Genomic DNA, 19576 nt, shown 5'->3' with positions numbered 1-19576 from the left:
CCTGCGCTAGATCAGCAAAAAAAGCTAAAATCACCAACTCATAGCGTTAATATGCGTCGAGTTGCTGAGATTATTTAGTTTATATGGGAATTTTGATGCTTTCTTGATAGTGATTATCATGCTAGCCATTAATAAGAAAACAATCAGTTGAATAATAGCTTTATTGCTCCCAAACAATTATTCCAACGAAAAGCACATAAACAGACTTATATTCATAGTTTCTAGCTGATAAAGTCCTATTCATACTAGTAATACAATTAAAAGGTGGCTTTGTGTCTACACTATCTTCACTTCACCCTCAGGGTTTATGGCAACACTTCGAAACTATGTGTTCTATTCCCCACCCCTCTAAGCATGAACAAGCAATGATTGACTGGGTAATGGGTTTGGCCGCTGAGCACCAACTTGAGCATTTTCAAGACAAAGTTGGCAATGTAATTATCAAAAAGCCAGCCACCGCCGGCATGGAAGATCGCCAAGGGGTAATTTTACAAGCCCACCTAGACATGGTGCCGCAAGCCAACAATGATACTCAACACGACTTCACTAAAGATCCCATCCGCCCATACATAGATGGCGAATGGGTAACTGCAGAAGGCACCACCCTAGGTGCCGACAACGGTATTGGTGGCGCGTCAATACTGGCTATTTTAACCAGTAACGAGATTGCTCATGGCCCTATCGAAGCCTTGTTCACCATTGACGAAGAAGCGGGAATGACCGGCGCCTTTGGCTTACAAGCAGGTGTACTAGAAGGCAAACTGCTAATTAACACTGACTCAGAGCAAGAAGGTGAAGTGTATATGGGTTGCGCTGGCGGCGGCGATACTAACGTAAGCTTCCCCCTAGAGCAGCAAGCTACTAACGCAGAGCAACTAGCCATAGAGTTAACAGTTAAAGGTTTAAAAGGCGGCCACTCGGGTTGTGACATCGATACCGGCCGAGCTAACGCAAATAAACTGTTAGTGCGCTTATTAGCAGCCCTGCAACAACAAGGCATTGAACCAGTAATTTGCCAGATTCAAGGTGGAAGCCTGCGCAATGCCATTCCTCGCGAAGCAAGCTGTACCTTGGTATTTAATGCAGCCAAGCAAGCCGAACTTGAGCAAGTTATCGAGCAACAGCGCAGCGAGTTTATCGATGAATTTGGTTTAGTTGAAACGGGCTTAAGCATTAGTAATGAGCAAGTTGAGACTCCAGAGCAAAGCTTTAGCAGCAACTTATCTCAACAACTTATCGCTAGTTTAAATGCCTGCACCAATGGCGTGGTGAGCATGAGCCAAACAGTAACAGGGGTTGTAGAAACTTCGCTAAACCTAGGCGTAATTAGCCAAACAGAATCCACTATCGACGCTAAAATTTTAGTCCGTTCGCTTATTGATTCAAGCCGCCTACAGGTTGAGGCAAGCCTTGCGTCACTATTCAGCTTAACCAATGCAGAAGTAAGCCATACTGGCGCTTACCCTGGTTGGAAGCCTGAAGCAGACTCGGTAATGAAAAGTGTCGTTCAACAAAGCTACCAAGAGCTATTTGGCAAGTGCCCAAATGTGATGGTTATTCACGCCGGTCTAGAATGTGGTTTATTTAAAAGCGCTTACCCAGAGTGGGACATGGCTTCGTTTGGACCAACCATTAAGTTTCCACACAGCCCAGACGAAAAAGTAGAAATTGCCGCAGTAGAAAAATACTGGCAACTACTGCTTAGTGTGCTTAACAATATTCCAGCTAAAGACTAATAAAGTAAGCGACAGGCAAACTGGTTTATTAGCCAGTTTGCCTATCACTCTTAACATGAAGTTAAGCAGTGGTCTTGTCGCTACGTTTTGACTCTTTGCCTTAAATGTAAGTACAGCCAAGCGACTTAGCTACGACCGAGATCTCACTAAGTAGTTAACTCAAAGGGCAAAACCAGTTGTGGCGACTGGTTTTGCTGCTCATAGGCTAGGCCAATATGTAAACCTATTAGCCGCACTGCCTTACCTTTTCCTCTAGCAAATGCTTCTTCAAACAATTCTAATAATGCCGACTCATCAATACGCTGACACTGCTGCTCTTTAGTGGTTTGTTGGAAATCGGCAAACTTTACCTTCACACCAAGTTTGTTCATTTTGGCTTGTTTTAAATGTTTTTCACTGCGCCGTTTTAGCTCTGGCAGCAACGCTAACAAGCGCTCAATCAAAATAGCTGGATTGCCTTCATCTTTGGCAAAGGTCCGCTCTACCGCCACGGACTTTCGCTTACGGTCGTTACTTACCGCCCGCTCATCAACCCCTTGGCAGCGCAGCCATAGCATCTCGCCAAACTTACCAAATAGCTGCTTTAACTTATCTTTGTCGGCTCGGCGGATGTCACCGCCAGTGTATAAACCTTGATGATGCAATTTCTCAATGCTTACCTTGCCCACCCCAGAGATTTTTTCCAAAGCCAAGGTCTCGATAAACTCACTCACCTGCTCCGGCTTTATCACATAAAGGCCATTTGGCTTGTTTAAGTCTGAGGCAATTTTGGCCAAGAACTTAACTGGGGCAACACCAGCAGACGCAGTTAAGCCAGTCTTAGTATAAATATCTTGGCGAATTTGCTCTGCAATGAGGGTGGCTGAGCCCTTGCAGGCCTCGCTATTGCTCACATCTAGATAGGCTTCATCTAATGATAATGGCTCAATAGCGTCGGCGTAATCATGGAAAACACTTTGTACCTCTCGGCTCACCTCTTGGTAAACCTGCATACGCGGTGGTACAAGTACCAGTTGCGGGCATAGTTGTAGGGCTTTGTGAGTAGGCATGGCAGAGCGAATGCCGTATTGGCGAGCAAGGTAGTTACAGGTGGTAAGCACGCCGCGACCACTACGCATACCGCCTACAGCTAAGGGAACATTGGCTAACTCTGGCTGATCTCGCATTTCTACAGCCGCATAAAAACAGTCCATATCAACATGGATTATTTTACGTTGTATTGGCTGTAAATCTGCCACAGCTATCGCCTCGAGACTGTATATAAACACAGTATGCGATATTTTGTTAAAAATTCAAAGTAACAGAGCCACTTTCCTTACAAGAAAGTGGCTCTGTAGCACTAAGCATTAAGCATTAAGCGGTATTATTGAGTCTTTTTGAGGAATAAATTAGACAGGGTAAATTGGTCGGGAATACCGGTTTGCGGAATACCCAGATCTTTTTGGTACTTAACAAATACTTCTACATCCAACGGGGTAAATACTGAGCCATCTACCGCAGTGTTGTAATAACCTAAAAACTTTAACCGCTGTTTAGCACGTTGCAAAATCTCTACGTAATAATAAGAATCCTTATCAGCCACCGAGACCTTCACTAAAGGGCTTTCCTTTTCCAAACGAATCGGAAACACCGTTTTAATTAAGCTATTTACTGCATCTAAGTACTTTATATCGGGGTTCGCTTTACAATGACGCTGTAGCAACGCTAGTAACAGCTCGGTAGTTTGCCAAGGAACCACATCATAGTTTGAGGGCTGAAATTGATTGTAAGACGTTACATAACCTTCTAGCCAACCGCCATAAAGCAAGTAATCAGAGTTTTTTTGTTGAGCGCTTTGCGTAAAGTCATTGCAGCTTTTCCTTGCTGCGCCCTTTGCCGCGAATTTACCAGAATCATCAGCAGCAACCACACTGCCACTAATAAACACCGCAATAGACCAAACAACTACCAGTATATGTTTCATGACACCCCAAAAAGATTAAAGCCTAAGTTTTCACTTAGGCTCTTAAAAACAATACTATTTATAATAAGCACTGAGTTTTTTTCGTCCAGCCCAAAATGCCATAACGAGACCAAACATAAACAAAGTTGGAGACTCTGGTACGCTATTGCTATCTGGCACAAATACTTCGATCGGTAACTGTGACACCTGGAAACTGCCAGTTTCTACAAAGGACAAACCAGTAACAAATGCCAATGGATCGGTAGGATCCAAGCCAAGGTCTAAGTTAATACCATTTAAAGTAAAGGTACTTACAGGGTCAAAGTTGATACCAAACTCAAAAGTTTCGCCTGCTGCTAAAGCGATTTGCTGCAACACGCCTTCAAACAAAAACTCTATCACGTAACCATCTGGGTCATTCACCGAGGCTAAGGAAGGTGCAGTTACCGAAGCAAACATACCATCTGTAGAGTATACGTAACCAGCAGCAACATCAGGGTCAATCCAAATGGTTTCACCACCTTGTACTTCTGGTAGGTCAAACACAAAGGCACCGTCTTCGTTTGTAGGATTACTAGGATCCGGTAAAATCGGCACGAATTCAGATTCACCCAATTCACCAAAGCTACTTAAAAAGATCGTGGTATCTAAAATGTTATCGCCAGCATCAGCCAAGATGAAAGTAAAGGTGTTTACGCCTGGTTGAACAGGGGCATCGAAACGCAACTGCGGATTTCCATTTGGTGCTAGTACGCCATCAAGCTCAGTACCTCGAATGTCGCTCATATCTGGGTGGTTAATATTGATAGGTAACAAAGGGTCACCAGCACTAGAACCGGTGGGTAAAGCACCTGCGATATTCTCACCGTTCAAAAATAAGCCAAAGCCATCGGTAACACCGCCATTCACAAATTCTGGCCACTCTTCAGAGCCAAATACCCCGAAAAAAGTCAAGGTAGTAGGGTCGACTGAATTTACCGTAAAGCTAATGTCTAACTGCACCGGATCAAAATGGTTCTGAATACCGGTTAAAGGCGTTAACATCGCATTTTGCTCAGCTGTTGCAGCAGTGTTAAAGCTCGCGGTAAACCCATCTTGAGTATTTGGCCCATCCTCGTAAGAACTGACTAAACCCGAGCTAAGCACTACCCCACCTTCTGAAGGAATACCATATACACCAGAATCATTGGTGAAAGTACCTGCTTGCCCAGTACCAGATTGAGATAAGGTTGCCGAATTAATCACAATGCTTGAATCAGGAACTAACAAAGACTGCGCTAGCTCCATTGCATCAAAACTTTCGGTGATGACTATAGCTGAGGCCGCAGGCACATAGAGTGCTCCAACCGCTAACGAAACTAGCGAGGCCTGCAAAACTTTTTTGTTCATGACTGCTTCCCTTCCTTAATAAACACGTGAGTTTAAAAGTTTTCTAATTGAGCAAAAAACACGCCATAAAAAGGCTGAACGATAAAGCAATGATAAATATATAGATAATTTTCTGCGCTACTCAGGCCCTAGTTCCAATGTAAATTAAACTGACAGATTCATTTATAATATAATTACACTTTAACCCATTATTTGCTGGTTAAGTTGTAGGGTGAAAACTCAGCCCATTTTTACCTAATACCCTAGCTACCAGACGTTTGCTTGAGTACTATTGCTAGATTAAATAGGCAAAAGGAAGCTCCAGTAGTGAATGATGCTCGTGTTAGTCAATTAAGTGTTTATCCGATCAAATCAACCGCAGGTATTCACCTCAACCACGCCTTTGTTGAAGAACATGGTTTAGCCTTTGACCGCCGCTTTGTTGTATGCCAACCCGACGGTATACAAATCACTGCGCGCACTCACCCTAAACTGGCGCAGATCCATAGCGCGCTCACTCAAACAGGCCTACAACTTCGCGCCGAAAACATGCCAAATTTGGCCTTGCGTTACAGCGATTTTTCAAATGATTACAAGCAAGTAATGATTTGGAAAGATGCAGTACAAGCCCAGCATTGCAGCGAATCATACGATCAATGGTTTAGCCGCTACTTAGGCGAACCATGCCATCTGGTGTTCTTTGGTGAACACTCTTCTCGCCAGGTAAAACACCGAGAAAGCCAAGTGGCCTTTGCCGATGGCTACCCACTGTTATTAATATCTGAAGCATCACTTGAAGACCTAAACCTTCGCTCAAGCTCCCAGCACAGCATGGAGCAGTTTCGCCCCAACCTTGTGGTAAAAAACACTGAAGCCTTTGCCGAAGACGGCTGGAAACGCTTTAAAATAGGCGAAGTTGAATTTGAGGTGCAAAACCCTTGTTCACGCTGTGTATTCACCACCCTAGACCAGCGCACCGGTGAGTTTAATGCCAACAAAGAGCCACTGAGTACACTCGCTAAATATCGCCAGGGTGAAGGCGGCAACGTCTATTTTGGGCAAAATGTGGTGGCGTTAAACAGTGGAAATATCAGCCTCTACGATCCTATAGAAGTTCTCGAAACTCGCACACCCGAGCATTATCCAGAAAATGTAAACAAACGAAGCCAAAACCCACCAGATAAGCAACAGTGGCAGCAGGGAGAAGCTCTCGCCCTGCGTTGCGAGGCAATAAAGCAAGATACTCACGATGTAAAAACCTTTATCTTTGAAGCTCCAGAGCAAACCTTAAGTGAATATTTGCCAGGCCAGTATTTAGGCTTTGAGTTTGAAATTGTTGGCAAACCACTGCGCCGCAATTACACCCTTTCAAGCTCGCCTACCCGCCCACAGCGTTTAGCCATTACTGTTAAACGGGTGGTGAACGGCCAAGTATCTAACTGGCTTCACGATCAACTTAAACCCGGCATGCGTTTAAAAGCCCATGCACCAAGTGGTGATTTTCATATTAAGCAAAGTAGTAACGCTAAATTGCTATTACTCTCGGCCGGCAGCGGTATTACCCCAATGTTGTCGATGATGCGTTATTTAAGTGATTTAAACATCGACCGAGACATTGTATTTTTACACAGTGCTCACAGTGAAAAAGACCTAATTGCAGAACAAGAGCTCGCGCTACTAAGCCAAAGTTTTAGCAATTGCAGCATTCGCTATACCCTTACCCAGCAAGCCGAAAACAGCTGGCAAGGCTATCAAGGTCGTCTGAATCGCGGAATGCTAATGGATGTGCCAGATCTAGAACAGCGCGCTGTTTATGTGTGTGGGCCCCAAGCCTTTATGCAAAGCGCCAAGGAACAACTGTTGGCACTAGGCTTACACGAAGATGACTATTATGAAGAAAGCTTTGGTCATCAAGTTACTGCCAGTGCAGAGACCAAAGCGCTAAACATTCTCTTCGATTCTTGGGATACCTACCTTCAGGGTAATAATCAGCAAAATTTGCTAGAACAGGCAGAGCAAGCAGGTTTGAACCTGCCTTATTCTTGCCGCGGCGGCTTTTGTGGCAGCTGTAAAGTTAAATTACAAAGTGGAGCGGTTGAGGTACTAGAAGATAGTGGATTAACCGACGACGAAAAACAACAAGGCTATATTTTGAGTTGCAGCTGCATTCCCAAAGAGGATGTATGCATCACTCAGGATTAGTTAAAATTTATTCATTATTAAACTAATAGGAAGACATTATGAAGTTTCTTCACACCATGGTTCGCGTTAAAGATCTCGATGAGTCTATGCGCTTTTACTGTGACTTATTGGGAATGAGCGAAGTTCGTCGCTACGAAAGTGAGCAAGGCCGTTTTTCACTCATCTATTTAGCTGCCGATGAAGACATTGAACGAGTAAAGGCAGAAAACGCGCCATGCCTAGAGCTCACCTACAATTGGCCTGATGAAGATGGCCAGCAAGAAAGCTATAGTGGCGGTCGTAACTTTGGTCACATTGCGGTTTCGGTGGAAGATATTTACGGTCTGTGTCAAAAACTTCAAGATGCAGGTGTAACCATTAATCGCCCACCAAGAGATGGCCACATGGCATTTGTGGTTTCGCCCGATGGGATCTCTGTAGAGCTTCTCCAGCAAGGTGAGTCTTTAGCTCCACAGGAGCCTTGGGCATCTATGCCAAGTACTGGCTCTTGGTAAGATTTTAGCCTTTAAAATCAAAGTGTAAACTAGGCGATACGGAATTAAAAACTGTATCGCCTTTTTAATTTGACCAATGAGTCAAAAAATTATAGGAAAGCTATAACAAAATTTGATAAGCTGCTTACAATTGTGAAAATTTTGTAAAGCCGTATTTATGGATGAAAGCGACAAGATAATCGCCGAATTGCGTGAGCAAAATCGGCAACTAAAATCCCAGCTAGAGGATACCCGAAACCTTCTCAATATTACCTTGAACGACAGTGGCCTTGTACTTTGGGAGCAAGATATTCCGAGCGGCCGACTCAGCCTTTACAATTGTGAATACGGAAAAATTTGTGGTATCTCAGCCACCGAACAAGAAGCCCTTTACGAAAACTGGAAATCAAACCTTCACCCTGAAGATAAAGAACTGGCCATCGAAGCCTTTGAATCGATGATTCGCGGCCATAGCGGTGAATACAATATTGAATACCGGATGGTGCACCAAGATGGCAGTACCCGCTGGATAAAAGATCGCGGCACCATTCAAGAGTATGATCAGCATAACAATCCACTGCGAGTGATTGGTACGCATATCGACGTTACGCAATTGCGGGTCGACCAACATCGCTTATCCAAGCTAGCTCATCACGACACCCTAACCGGCCTACTAAACCGCCACGCTTTCGAAGATGAGTTTAATAAATTCTGCCAAACCATAGATGCCGAGGGTGGCACCTTAATGTTTGTAGATTTAGACCAGTTTAAGCCCATTAACGACCAACACGGTCACACAGCGGGCGACCACATTCTTAAAGCGTGTGCTCAACGTATTCAGGACAACTGCCCGAAGCAAGGCAAAGCGGGCCGCATTGGCGGTGATGAGTTTGCCTTACTACTTCCTTTTAGTGAAAGTGAAAAGCTAGAGCAGCTAGCACAAACGCTGCTTAAGAGTTTTAACCAACCCCATCACTTTAATCATATCGAAGTTTCGGTAAGCCTTAGCATTGGTATGTGCACCTTTCACCGCCACAATGAAGACTTTAAGCAAATTCTTCATAGGGCTGACCAAGCGATGTACCAAGTTAAACACAATGGTAAAAACAACTACGCACTGTGGACAGCTGCAAAATAGCTACTTGCTAAAACTGCCTAACCAACGCTGAACTTGAAGTTTTCGCAGCGATATCAAGCCAATAACAAGCGCTAAATAAAGCACCGGCTCTAACCAACCTGATTTTAATGACCACCAAAAGTGCACCAATACCAGCAAGGTAATCGGATAGATAAAGCCATGCAGTTGTAACCAACGTTTGCCCAGCTTTTGCTGCAAAACCTTCACCGAGGTAATGCTCATTGCCAGGAGCACTAAAAAAGCCACCATGCCTAACCAAATATAAGGTCGTTGCAAATTTTCCTGCCAAAACAGCTGCCAGTCTAAACCTAAGTCAATCACCAAGTAAGCAGCCAAATGCAGCAGCGCATAAACAAATACGTAAAGACCAATTAATCGCCGATAAGCCAATAAGCCAGGCAGTTTGAACTTACGTGACAAGGGAGCTAAGCATAAGGTAACAAGCAATATATTAAGGGCAGAATTGGCCAAATAGTGAATAATGGCCTGTACTGGATCACCGCCCCACCAAGCATTGCTGACCGCCAAAATGCAATAAAGCAAGGGGCACAACAGCACTAAATGTAATAGCGTTTTAATTTGCCAACGATAGGCTGCCAGCTTTTGGTTAATAACTTTATTCACCTAGGCTCCCTTAAAAGTAGCGGGTTAAATCCATGTTTTTGTATAAATGGGCAACCTGCTCACCATAACCATTGAACATTTCGGTATCGAGGCGTTTACGCCCCAATAGCCCTGCATCGTCAATTCTTCGCTCAGAAGCTTGGCTCCAACGCGGGTGGTCAACTTTAGGGTTTACGTTGGCGTAAAAGCCGTATTCATGGGGCGAAAGAATATTCCAAGTAGTTGGCGGCTCTACATCGGTGAAGCGAATTCGCACAATGGATTTAATGCTTTTGAAGCCATACTTCCAAGGTACAACGAGGCGCAAGGGCGCACCATTTTGCGCGGGTAAAGTTTTGCCATACATGCCCACGGCCATAAAGCTTAGGGGGTTCATAGCTTCATCTAAGCGCAAGCCTTCGACGTAAGGGTAATCAATACCTCCGCCAACAAATCGGCTTTTCTGCCCTGGCATTTGCTCAGGGTCGTAGAGCGTTTCAAATGCAACATAACGAGCCGATGACAAAGGTTTAACCTGCTTAAGCAAGTCGCTTAGAGAAAAGCCCACCCAAGGAATAACCATTGACCACGCTTCAACACAACGTAAACGATAAATACGTTGCTCAAGCGCCATTTTAGCCATCACGTCGTCTAAGTCTAGGGTGACTGGCTTTTCCACTAAACCGTCGATGGTGAAGGACCAAGGATTAGGATTAAACTGGCGGCTATTCTTAACTGGATCATCTTTCGCAGTACCAAACTCATAAAAATTATTATGAGTAGTGGCTTTTGCTTCAGGGGTTAAGGCATCGTTGTGTAAAGGAGGTACATCGGTCTTATCAAGTGCTCGTCGCACCAAGGCTGTAGGCTCTTCGTCGTCGCTACCAAACCACGAGGCAGCATGCCCGGCGGTGGGAAGCAAACCAGCCGCTCCTGCAACGCCAAAGCCTTTAATAATATTACGGCGCTGCTTGAACAGCGCTTCGGGAGTAACGGCCGATTCTGGCTCTTCCCAATCACGTTTAAATTTCAACCACATAGCATCTCCTTTTTTTAACAGACCATACTAGTGCACAAAAAATTTCGTTAGGGTCTGTTAAGCCAACAACCCTTAACGTGATTAGAGCACTGAACTGCTAATTAGCACTGCGGATCCGTTTTAGGTGCTGATACTCACCTAACACCGACAACCCAGTGAGGTGTCGGCGCAACATATCCATTGCAACGGCTGTAGACATAATACGCACCACCGAGCGGCTTCGATTACTCAATAATAGTTGCTGACTAATACACTGCTCGCCCATGGCTAAACTAAAGCATACTGTGCCTACGGGTTTATCTTCACTTCCACCGCTTGGTCCTGCGATACCAGTGACCGACAAAGCGATATCTGCATCGCTGTGTTTAAGCGCGCCCAAAGCCATGGCTTGGCTAGTTTCGATAGATACCGCACCGTATTCTTCGATAGTGCTAGCGGGCACTCCAATGCTTTGTTGCTTTGCCTGATTACTGTAAGTGACAAATCCACGATCTAAATAGGCTGAGCTGCCGGCTACAGCTATTAACTCTGCCGCCAGCATTCCACCGGTGCAAGATTCGGCTAAAACTAGCTTTTTGCCTTGGGCAATCATCAACTGTTGAATATGTAGCGCCCAATTGCCTTGGTCTTCAGTAAATACATGCTCGGCTAATTCATCACGAATTTTTTGGCTAAGTTGCTCATATTGAGGCTCGTCTTGAGGATAAAATAACTTCACTTCGATACTTGGGCGCGCTGAGCGATAGCCAAGGTGGACACCTTCTGGCAAAAGCAAGCCATCAAAGCGATCGCTGAGCGAAGACTCAGATAAACCAAAGGTATAAAAGCGTTTAACTTTTGCTTGGGCATTGGGCTCGGCTTCCATTAACAGCGGGAACCACTGCTCTTTTAGCATTCGCTTAAACTCACTAGGTACGCCGGGTGTAAAAATCAACTTAGCCCCTGCATGCTCCACAATAAAACCACAGGCCGTGCCAATGGGGTTATCCACCAGCACAGCTCCTTTTGGTAGCATTGCTTGTTTTATGTTGCTCTCAGGCATTTTGGTATTTTGTGCCACATACCAACTTTTGAGTTGATCAAACCAGTGCTGGTTAAGTTCTAACTCGTTACCTGTTAAAAGAGCGGCGGCTTCGGCGCTTAAGTCATCGCTGGTTGGGCCTAGGCCACCATTAACTAATACCCAGTCACTACGCTCAGCTGCTTGCTGCAATGCATCAACGATATCATTCATATTATCGGCCACCGTTTGGCGGCGGCTAAAGCTTAAACCAAGCTCATTTAACTCTTGGCCACACCAAGCGGCATTAGTATCGGCGATATCACCTTGTAAGACTTCATCACCCGTGCTCAGCATTTCAATTTTCATGCATTAAAATCCTTACAATCCAAGATAAAACTGTTTAATAGCTGCGATTAAACGGTCGATGTCTTGTCGATTTACATTTAAGTGAGTAACAAAACGCATTGGCGTTCCAGCAGTCATCAAAATTCCTTGCAGGGCTAATGCCGCCGCCAGTGCGCTAGACTGCTGCTTTAAACAAGTGGCGTATACAATGTTGGTTTGCACCGCGCTTGGTTCACAGCTTAGCTCGTCTATCGCAGCCAGTTGCTCAGCCAAATACATAGCATTAGCATGGTCGTCAGCCAATCGCTGAACATTGTTCTCTAAAACATATTGGCCAGCGGCAGCAATAATGCCAGCTTGACGCATTCCGCCACCGAGCATTTTTCTTATGCGAGTCGCACGAGAGATCAGCTCTTCACTACCCAATAACAAAGAGCCAATTGGCGCACCAAGCCCTTTAGATAAACAAATAGTAAAGCTGTCGAAAGGGTCAACAAGTTTGCGCTCATCTTCACCGCTTTTAACTATCGCGTTAAAAATACGCGCACCGTCTAAATGCAGGGCCAAGTTATGCTGTTCAACAAAAGGGCGCAAGGTATCCAAATAGGCCATGGGTAAGACTTTTCCGCCAATTGTGTTTTCTAAAGACAACAAGCGGCTTCTAGCGAAGTGAAAATCATCGGATTTGATGGCGGCTTTTACTTTATCTAGATTAAGGCTGCCGTCGGCTTCATTCTCAATCGGCTGGGGCTGAACACTGCCAAGCACAGCGGCCCCACCACCTTCGTATTTATAATTGTGAGCATTCTGTCCACACAAGTACTCATCACCACGTTGACAGTGAGCCATAATCGCTAATAAGTTGGCTTGAGTGCCCGAACTACAAAACAATGCGGCTTGCTTACCCATGCGCTCGGCAGCATAGTCTTGCAGACGATTTACTGTTGGGTCATCTCCATAAACATCATCACCTACCGGTGCCTTGCTCATTAAGTCGCGCATGGCCTGGCTAGGTTGAGTAACCGTATCACTTCTAAAATCGCTCATTATTCTGCCTCTTGAATATTGTCCCGTAACCATGCCATGGGATCAGGATAAGTAAATTGAAAATTTAAGGTGGCTTTCAGTTTGTGATTAGCAATAACTTTGTTACTTGCAGCTCCGTCAACAAAGTTGGGAGCAGGCAAACCTAACTGCTCTGCCGCTAGTTGGTAAAAGCTTTGCTTAGTGGGATGTAGATCTGCGCTGGCATTAAAGGTTTCTCCCCAGCAATCTCGCTTAATGATTTGACTGATAATCTCGATACAATCGCTGCGATGGATAATGTTAATTGGGCTGTTAGGGCCACTCACCGTTTTCCCCGACAAAAAACGCCCAGGTTTACGCTGTCCGCCCACTAAGCCAGAAAAACGCAGTACCGACGCTTGTAAATCAGCATCGTTAAGTAAGTCATCTTCTATCTGCTTTAAGGCTTTACCAGAGGTGGTCTCTGGTAGCCTTGGGCTAGATTCATCCACCACGCCTTGCATTGGACCATAAACAGAAGTAGATGAAACAAACAGCACCTTTTTCAGCCCTTGCTGTTTGGCTGCTGCCAATAAGTTAGCTATTTGCGCGATATGAAATTCGGCGGTATTAGTTTTACGTCCGGGCGGGACATTAACGATAAGCAAATCGCTTTTTAACAATGCAGCAATATTGTTTGACTCAACCTGTGGGTCTAGCTCTAAGCGGTAGGCTTCTACGCCCGCGGCACTTAACTCGGCCAGTTCTTCACTGTGACGCTTAGAGCCAAGTACATGATAGCCTTGCTCAAGCAATGACTTCGCCAAGGGCATCCCTAACCAACCACATCCTACAATACTAATTCGCTTAATCACTGGGCTTCCTTCTGTGCCTTTGGTTTGCCTAGTATACCTATCTAGCTATGTGGCTGATCACTATTAAAAATAAAATTTATTGAAGTAGGCCTAATGGGTTTAAAGATAGGTAAATTCAACCGCAATAGCATGTTTTTAGAATAGAAGGAAGGTATAGGTTGGTTAGTAAACAACCTGCTTAGCTAAAACGCAGACAAAAAAAACGACCTAATAAATTAGGTCGTAACAGCAAGTTTTTAGAATTGTTGATACCTAGAAAAGGCTAAGTAATTCAAACAACCCTATACAGCGGGAAAGTTTCAATTAAGTCATCTCAAACTCAATCTTCAAATGCGGCTAACAGTTGCACTCGATGTGAAAACGATACCAGAAAACCTTTTCAAGACAAGTCATAAAAAAGGCTGCAAGCAGCCTTATTGATTATTCTTTGAATTAGATCACGATTTATCGCTAGCGGAGTCGCGAACGATCAATTCTGGATGGAATTTTAGATCCATAACATTCGGTCCCATTTCGTCATCTTTTGACTCTAAGATATCGATAGCTAACTGTGCAGCACGTTTACCCATATCTTCAATTGGGTAGCGAACCGTAGTTAGCTTAGGATGAACAAAACGCGCATAGTGGTTATCGTCGTAACCCACTACCGAAATTTTCCCCGGAATGTCATAGCCCTTGTCACGCAGCGCAGATAACGCACCGGCTACCATAGAGTCGTTGTAACCAACAATGGCACTAAACTCTACACCGCGCTCTAGCAGTTTATCTACAGCTTGGCTACCACCCACTTCATCGGGATAAGCTCGCGCAATCAATTGCTCGTTAAGCGGACCAGAGCTTTCTTCCATCGCTTGGCGATAACCCGATAAACGCTCTACACCATCAGCAAATGACAAGTCATCGGTGGTGATAAAAGCAATATCTTGATGGCCTTTATTTAGCAAAAATGAAGTCGCTTTATAACAGCCTTCATGGTTGTCTAAATACACACAACGATTTTCAAAACCCGGTACTAAGCGGTTAATAAAAATAAATGGTGTATCACAGTCAGCCACTTCACGTAGCTCATCATCGCTTAAGGCCATTGAGTGAACGATTACCGCATCACATTGGCGCTGCAATAAAATATCAATGGCGTGACGTTCTTTTTCTGCACTATGGTGACCAGACATCACAATGGTGTATTTGTCAGACTCATCAACAATTTCTTCAATGCCTTTCATCATCTGCACGAAGAATGGACCACCGCCTAAATCACCTACAATTAAGCCTATGCAATCTGAGCGTTTGCTCACCAGAGCCTGGGCAAAGCTGTTAGGGCGATAATGCAGTTCTTCCATCGCTCTGAGTACGGCCTCTCGTTTCTCCGGGGCTACCTGGGCAGTATTGTTGATAACACGAGATACTGTTGATATAGATACATTCGCCAACTGAGAAACGTCTTTAATTGTGGCCAAATTACTTACCCTCTTTTCGTCTGCTAAGCAGAATTAAACCTGAAACTCGAACTAGGCAAAACTATATCAAGCCAAAGCAAAACTTGATAGTGAAACCGTGCTACAGAGTGTAAACTATGATCTTTAGTCAGGTTCGCTATTTTCATCCTTTTATGCAAATTTTGTTTGTTGCATCAACTAATTAAGCAAATCAATTATGTCACTCTTAAGTAAAATACGCTGCGCGCTAACCTTAGGCCAAGGGGTGCTGCTTTCTCCACCAGAACCAAAAGGAAATGAAGATCCTTTTGAGCTATTTGGTGATTGGTTTAAACAAGCAGAGAAATCGGGCATTGTGCTGCCGGAGTCTATGACTATTTCTTCAGTTGGTCCCGATGGCCGTCCATCAGCGCGGGTGGTATTACTCAAAGATTTTGATCAGCAAGGCTTTGTTTTTTATACCAATTACGGCAGTAGAAAAGGCCAAGAGTTAGACAGTCACCCATTAGCTTGTCTTACTTTTCATTGGAATATACTGCAACGCCAAGTGCGTATTGAAGGCCGCGTTGAGCGGGTAAGTCCGCAAGAATCGGAAGCTTATTTCCATAGTCGTGGCCGCGGCAGTCAAATTGGCGCTTGGGCGAGCCACCAAAGCCAAGTGATTTCAAACCGCGAAATGCTCGAGCAACAAGTAGAACAATACAAACAGCAGTTTGCCGATAAAGAAGTACCCTTACCGGAGTTTTGGGGTGGTTACCGAGTGGTCCCCGATACTATCGAGTTCTGGCAAGGCAAAGCAGATCGACTTCATGATCGCTTTCGCTATACCAGTGATGCCAAGGGTTGGAATATAGACCGCCTTAGCCCTTAGAACCACCGTATTGGTAGCCTAGTTCATTGGGCGTTAAAAACGGCGTAAGTTGCTGCTTACGCCGATACTGGTATACCACCTGATAGGCCAGCACACTCTGCACGTAATGGCGGGTTTCTTTAAAGGGAATAGACTCTACCCACACATCAGCAGGTACGTCACCACGCTCCTTCAACCAGCGATTTACTCGGTGTGGCCCCGCATTATAGGCCGCAGCAGCAAGTATTCGGTTGCCTTGATAGCGATTAAGTAAACCATCGAAGTAAGCACTGCCCAAACGTATATTGTCTTCAGGTTCGAACAATTGGCTTCGCGAGCGATAACGGAAACCTATTTTTCTTGCGGTTTCTTTAGCGGTAGCTGGCATTAGCTGCATTAAACCACGCGCGCCCACCGAGCTTTGTGCCAAGGGGTACATGGCGCTTTCTTGACGAGCCACTGCATACAACAAACTGGCTTCCACCTGCCGTTTATTAGCAAAATACTCAAACTCTTTAGAGAAACTAAGTGGAAAACGCATTTCCAACTGATCCCACTGCTTTGCAACAATCGATGCTTGAACCGCTAAATCTTGCCAATCATTGTTAAGCGCCAATACGCCTAGATCGAGCTGGCGTAATAAACTTGAGCGGCGTAACAAGGTATCCCATTCGGTTCGGGCAGAATAATACTCATCTAAGGCTAGTAACTCAGTGACTTTAAGTACCACTGGATGCTGATTAAGCTGCTTTAGGGTATCGTCACTGGTGATGTGGCGCTGCTCGCCCAGTTGATAGGGTTGTTGCAAAAATTGCGCAGATAGAAAGCCGTGATAGCTACGCTCTTTGGCCAATAGTTCGAGTGTGGGCTGAGCGCGCTCTTTTTGCCCTAAAGCAACCAGCGAGCGGGCTTGCCAGTAAGTCCAACGTTCTTGTTTTTGCTTGGTTTCAGGAAGGCGTGCGATCCACAAGCCTATTTGGTCCCACTGTTGCTCAGCTATCGCGAGACGAATACGACGTTCAATTGTTGGCGTATCAGGGCTTAAGCGCAGTTGCCGATCTGCCCATTTCAATAGTTCCGGGCTTTTGTCGCTAATCACTCTACGGATCAAATAGCGTTCAACACTAAAATACAAGGCATCTGATTTAGCCAATACTTTAGACCAGCGCTCAATATGCTCCACCGCTGACTCTAAATCTGAGCGGGCTAGCCGCCTAATGGCTAATAGAGCAATCTCTTGATGGCGGCTAGATTGGTTAATCTTTAACTTGCCGGAGCTTAGTACTGCCATAGGTTTAACATAGGCGTCGGCTAATAGCTTAGCATCGGCTTTTTTCGAATCAGATAAAGACTTCGCTACATACTTCATTAAGCCGGGCTTGCTGGCTTGAAAACTCAAGAGCATTCTTTGCCAGCGCAATTGATCGCTGATATTGCCAGCCTTTTGCCAGCTATCAAATAAAGGGTCACAGGATTTAGGCCGAGAGCGTCCATGCACCCAAAGCTTCTCGGCGCCTTGCCAGGCTTGGCTAGCATCACCCACTTTGAGTTGCGCGTAATAATGATGGCACTGTAAATCGATGCTGTTGGGTAACTTGGGGTAAAATTCGAGGTAGCTTTGCCACTGCTTACGCCTGGCCAATTCCAGCATAAAGCGGCGTTGCAATGCATTGCTTAAATAGGATTGAGGATAGTCTGTAATAAACTGTTCGACTTGCTGGCGTGAAGCCTTACGCAATTGGCCACGCAATTGATAATACTGCAGGTGTTCAACCAGAGGGTAAGCCGCTAGTTTCTCAATAGACTTTTCTGCCTGCGCCCATTTGTCGGCACGTTGCAGTTTTCTTATATCTTTATAAGACTGCTGTTGGGGGCTTAACTCTGCAGCATGAGCCATGCCCATGCTGCCACACACCAAACAAACCAGTACTCGCCAAAACCGCTTGAGCATTACTCGTGGCGCCCTATCAAAAGAAACTACTGATATTTAGATTAACGCAGCATTGATCAATCGGCGAGTATAATCTTGCTTAGCATCAGAAAAAATTTGCTCGGTTTCCCCTTGCTCTACCAACTGGCCATGTTGCATCACCATCACTCGATGGCATAAAGCGCGAATAACCGCCAAATCATGACTAATGAATAAATAGCTAAGGTTATATTTTATTTGAAGTTTTCTTAGTAGCTCTAAGAGTTGCTTTTGCACCGTGCTATCTAAAGCCGATGTTGGTTCATCCAAAATAAGTACTTCTGGCTTTAATACCAAGGCTCGCGCTAAAGAGATGCGCTGACGTTGACCTCCAGAGAACTCATGTGGATAACGATGCATCGTATCGGGCTCTAAGCCAACATCTTGAAGAGCTTCAGACACTCGTTGCTCAAGCTGCTGTTGGTTAAGGTCGAAGTGTAAGCTTAGGCCTTCACCTATAATTTGGAGTACCGACATACGTGGGCTTAAACTAGAAAAGGGGTCTTGAAAGACAATTTGCATGAAACGCCGCAGCGGCCGCATCTGCTTTACCCCATAGTCTTGAATCAACTCACGTTTAAAGGCTATCTCACCTTCGCTATCAATCAACCTAAGCACCGCTTGAGCCAAAGTACTTTTGCCTGAGCCACTTTCGCCCACAATGCCTAATGTTTCGCCGCGCTTTAAGTGAAAGTCGATGCCATTAACCGCTTTAACGTGATCAACTGTACGCTGTAAAAAGCCGCGCTTAATTGGAAACCACACTTTTAACTTACTTGCTTCTAACAATAGCTCTTGCTTGGCGTCTGGCAGTTGCTCGCGCACCGGCTCAGAATCGAGTAATACTTTGGTGTAGCAATGCTGTGGTGCAGAAAATAACTCATTACAAGTATTTAGCTCCACCAGCTCCCCTGCTTTCATTACTGCTACACGATCTGCGTAGTTGCGCACCACATTTAAGTCATGAGTAATCAACAAAATAGCCATACCGAGCTTTTGCTGTAACTCTTTGAGCAACTCTAATATTTGCAGTTGGATAGTTACATCCAAGGCAGTGGTTGGCTCATCGGCAATCAATAACTTAGGCTCGGTGGCCAAAGCCATAGCAATCATCACCCGCTGACGCTGACCACCAGATAACTGGTGAGGAAAACTATTTAAACGCTTTTCTGGTTCTACAATACCAACTAAATTAAGCAGTTCCAGCACTCGGTCGCGGGCTTGTTGTTTGTGCATGCCTCGATGAGCACAAAGCACTTCGCTGATTTGCTTTTCAACACTATGTAAGGGATTGAGCGATGTGAGCGGTTCTTGAAATATCATCGCAATTTGATCGCCACGCAGCGCTTGCAGCAATTTCTTCGGTTGATTAAGTACCGACTTTTGCTGCAATAAAATCTCGCCCTTAACCTCGGCTTTATCGCCCAGCAAAGACAATACCGATAACGCTGTGACGGACTTACCCGAGCCACTCTCCCCAACTAAAGCGAGAATTTCTCCAGCGTGTACGTCAAAACTAACTTGCTTAACAACGGGCTCTGGTAGACCAAAACACACCGATAGCTGTTTTACTTCTAATAACTTGTTCATGC

The 19576-nt window shown here is 45.0% G+C and carries 16 protein-coding genes; 5 read left to right on the top strand and 11 right to left on the bottom strand.

Going from position 1 to position 19576, the window contains the following annotated elements:
* Positions 1 to 272 precede the first annotated feature (272 nt).
* The gene (locus G6R11_RS02765) at positions 273 to 1736 is read left to right on the top strand and encodes an aminoacyl-histidine dipeptidase (RefSeq protein ID WP_163131252.1); all 1464 of its coding nucleotides are present in this window, start codon (positions 273 to 275) and stop codon (positions 1734 to 1736) included.
* Positions 1737 to 1882: 146 nt separating this feature from the next.
* Here G6R11_RS02765 and dinB read toward each other — a convergent pair whose 3' ends face one another.
* The 3 genes from dinB to G6R11_RS02750 form a co-directional block, all read right to left on the bottom strand.
* Positions 1883 to 2974 (bottom strand): DNA polymerase IV, encoded by a 1092-nt coding sequence (dinB, locus tag G6R11_RS02760; protein WP_163131250.1) that lies wholly within the window; start codon positions 2972 to 2974, stop codon positions 1883 to 1885.
* Between the two features lie 125 nt (positions 2975 to 3099).
* A complete protein-coding gene (locus G6R11_RS02755; protein ID WP_163131248.1) occupies positions 3100 to 3699 on the bottom strand; it encodes a peptidoglycan-binding protein in 600 nt (199 codons plus the stop codon).
* 54 nt (positions 3700 to 3753) lie between these two features.
* Positions 3754 to 5067, bottom strand: coding sequence for a choice-of-anchor L domain-containing protein (locus G6R11_RS02750; protein ID WP_163131246.1), 1314 nt, complete (start codon positions 5065 to 5067; stop codon positions 3754 to 3756).
* A 306-nt stretch (positions 5068 to 5373) separates the two neighbouring features.
* Between G6R11_RS02750 and G6R11_RS02745 the strand changes: the two genes are divergently transcribed.
* The 3 genes from G6R11_RS02745 to G6R11_RS02735 all read left to right on the top strand — a co-directional run bounded on the left by G6R11_RS02745 (position 5374) and on the right by G6R11_RS02735 (position 8859).
* Positions 5374 to 7248, top strand: coding sequence for a hybrid-cluster NAD(P)-dependent oxidoreductase (locus G6R11_RS02745; RefSeq protein ID WP_163131245.1), 1875 nt, complete (start codon positions 5374 to 5376; stop codon positions 7246 to 7248).
* Between the two features lie 38 nt (positions 7249 to 7286).
* Positions 7287 to 7742: a lactoylglutathione lyase gene (gene gloA, locus G6R11_RS02740; RefSeq protein ID WP_163131244.1), complete on the top strand. Its 456-nt coding sequence runs from the start codon at positions 7287 to 7289 to the stop codon at positions 7740 to 7742.
* Between the two features lie 157 nt (positions 7743 to 7899).
* On the top strand, positions 7900 to 8859 hold the full coding sequence (locus G6R11_RS02735) for a sensor domain-containing diguanylate cyclase (protein WP_163131243.1): 960 nt from the start codon (positions 7900 to 7902) through the stop codon (positions 8857 to 8859).
* On the opposite strand, the gene G6R11_RS02730 is transcribed toward G6R11_RS02735, so the two are convergent.
* From G6R11_RS02730 to G6R11_RS02705, 6 genes are all read right to left on the bottom strand, one after another.
* The gene (locus G6R11_RS02730) at positions 8860 to 9483 is read right to left on the bottom strand and encodes a sulfite oxidase heme-binding subunit YedZ (RefSeq protein WP_163131242.1); all 624 of its coding nucleotides are present in this window, start codon (positions 9481 to 9483) and stop codon (positions 8860 to 8862) included. It lies immediately after the preceding gene.
* A gap of 10 nt (positions 9484 to 9493) precedes the next feature.
* The gene (gene msrP, locus G6R11_RS02725; protein WP_163131241.1) at positions 9494 to 10501 is read right to left on the bottom strand and encodes a protein-methionine-sulfoxide reductase catalytic subunit MsrP; all 1008 of its coding nucleotides are present in this window, start codon (positions 10499 to 10501) and stop codon (positions 9494 to 9496) included.
* Between the two features lie 97 nt (positions 10502 to 10598).
* Positions 10599 to 11870, bottom strand: coding sequence for a CinA family nicotinamide mononucleotide deamidase-related protein (locus tag G6R11_RS02720; RefSeq protein WP_163131239.1), 1272 nt, complete (start codon positions 11868 to 11870; stop codon positions 10599 to 10601).
* 12 nt (positions 11871 to 11882) lie between these two features.
* Complete coding sequence (gene ltaE / locus G6R11_RS02715; protein ID WP_163131237.1) at positions 11883 to 12896, bottom strand: low-specificity L-threonine aldolase; 1014 nt, start codon at positions 12894 to 12896, stop codon at positions 11883 to 11885.
* Entirely contained in the window at positions 12896 to 13729 is an 834-nt protein-coding gene (locus G6R11_RS02710; protein WP_163131235.1) for an SDR family oxidoreductase, read from the bottom strand. The genes ltaE and G6R11_RS02710 overlap by 1 nt, the downstream gene beginning before the upstream one ends.
* A gap of 437 nt (positions 13730 to 14166) precedes the next feature.
* Positions 14167 to 15186, bottom strand: coding sequence for a LacI family DNA-binding transcriptional regulator (locus G6R11_RS02705; RefSeq protein ID WP_163131232.1), 1020 nt, complete (start codon positions 15184 to 15186; stop codon positions 14167 to 14169).
* Positions 15187 to 15382: 196 nt separating this feature from the next.
* Between G6R11_RS02705 and pdxH the strand changes: the two genes are divergently transcribed.
* On the top strand, positions 15383 to 16036 hold the full coding sequence (gene pdxH, locus G6R11_RS02700) for a pyridoxamine 5'-phosphate oxidase (protein ID WP_163131230.1): 654 nt from the start codon (positions 15383 to 15385) through the stop codon (positions 16034 to 16036).
* Here the strand turns inward: pdxH and G6R11_RS02695 are convergent.
* Both G6R11_RS02695 and G6R11_RS02690 read right to left on the bottom strand, forming a co-directional pair.
* On the bottom strand, positions 16026 to 17966 hold the full coding sequence (locus tag G6R11_RS02695) for a transglycosylase SLT domain-containing protein (protein WP_163131229.1): 1941 nt from the start codon (positions 17964 to 17966) through the stop codon (positions 16026 to 16028). The genes pdxH and G6R11_RS02695 overlap by 11 nt on opposite strands.
* 36 nt (positions 17967 to 18002) lie before the next feature.
* Positions 18003 to 19574 carry an ABC transporter ATP-binding protein gene (locus G6R11_RS02690; protein ID WP_163131227.1) on the bottom strand — a complete coding sequence of 524 codons (1572 nt, stop codon included), beginning with the start codon at positions 19572 to 19574 and terminating at the stop codon, positions 18003 to 18005.
* Positions 19575 to 19576: the final 2 nt, after the last annotated feature.

This window comes from Agarivorans sp. Alg241-V36, assembly GCF_900537085.1.
GTDB lineage: Bacteria > Pseudomonadota > Gammaproteobacteria > Enterobacterales > Celerinatantimonadaceae > Agarivorans.
Note: the sequence above shows the minus strand (reverse complement) of the source record. Positions and strands in the feature narration are given on the sequence as shown.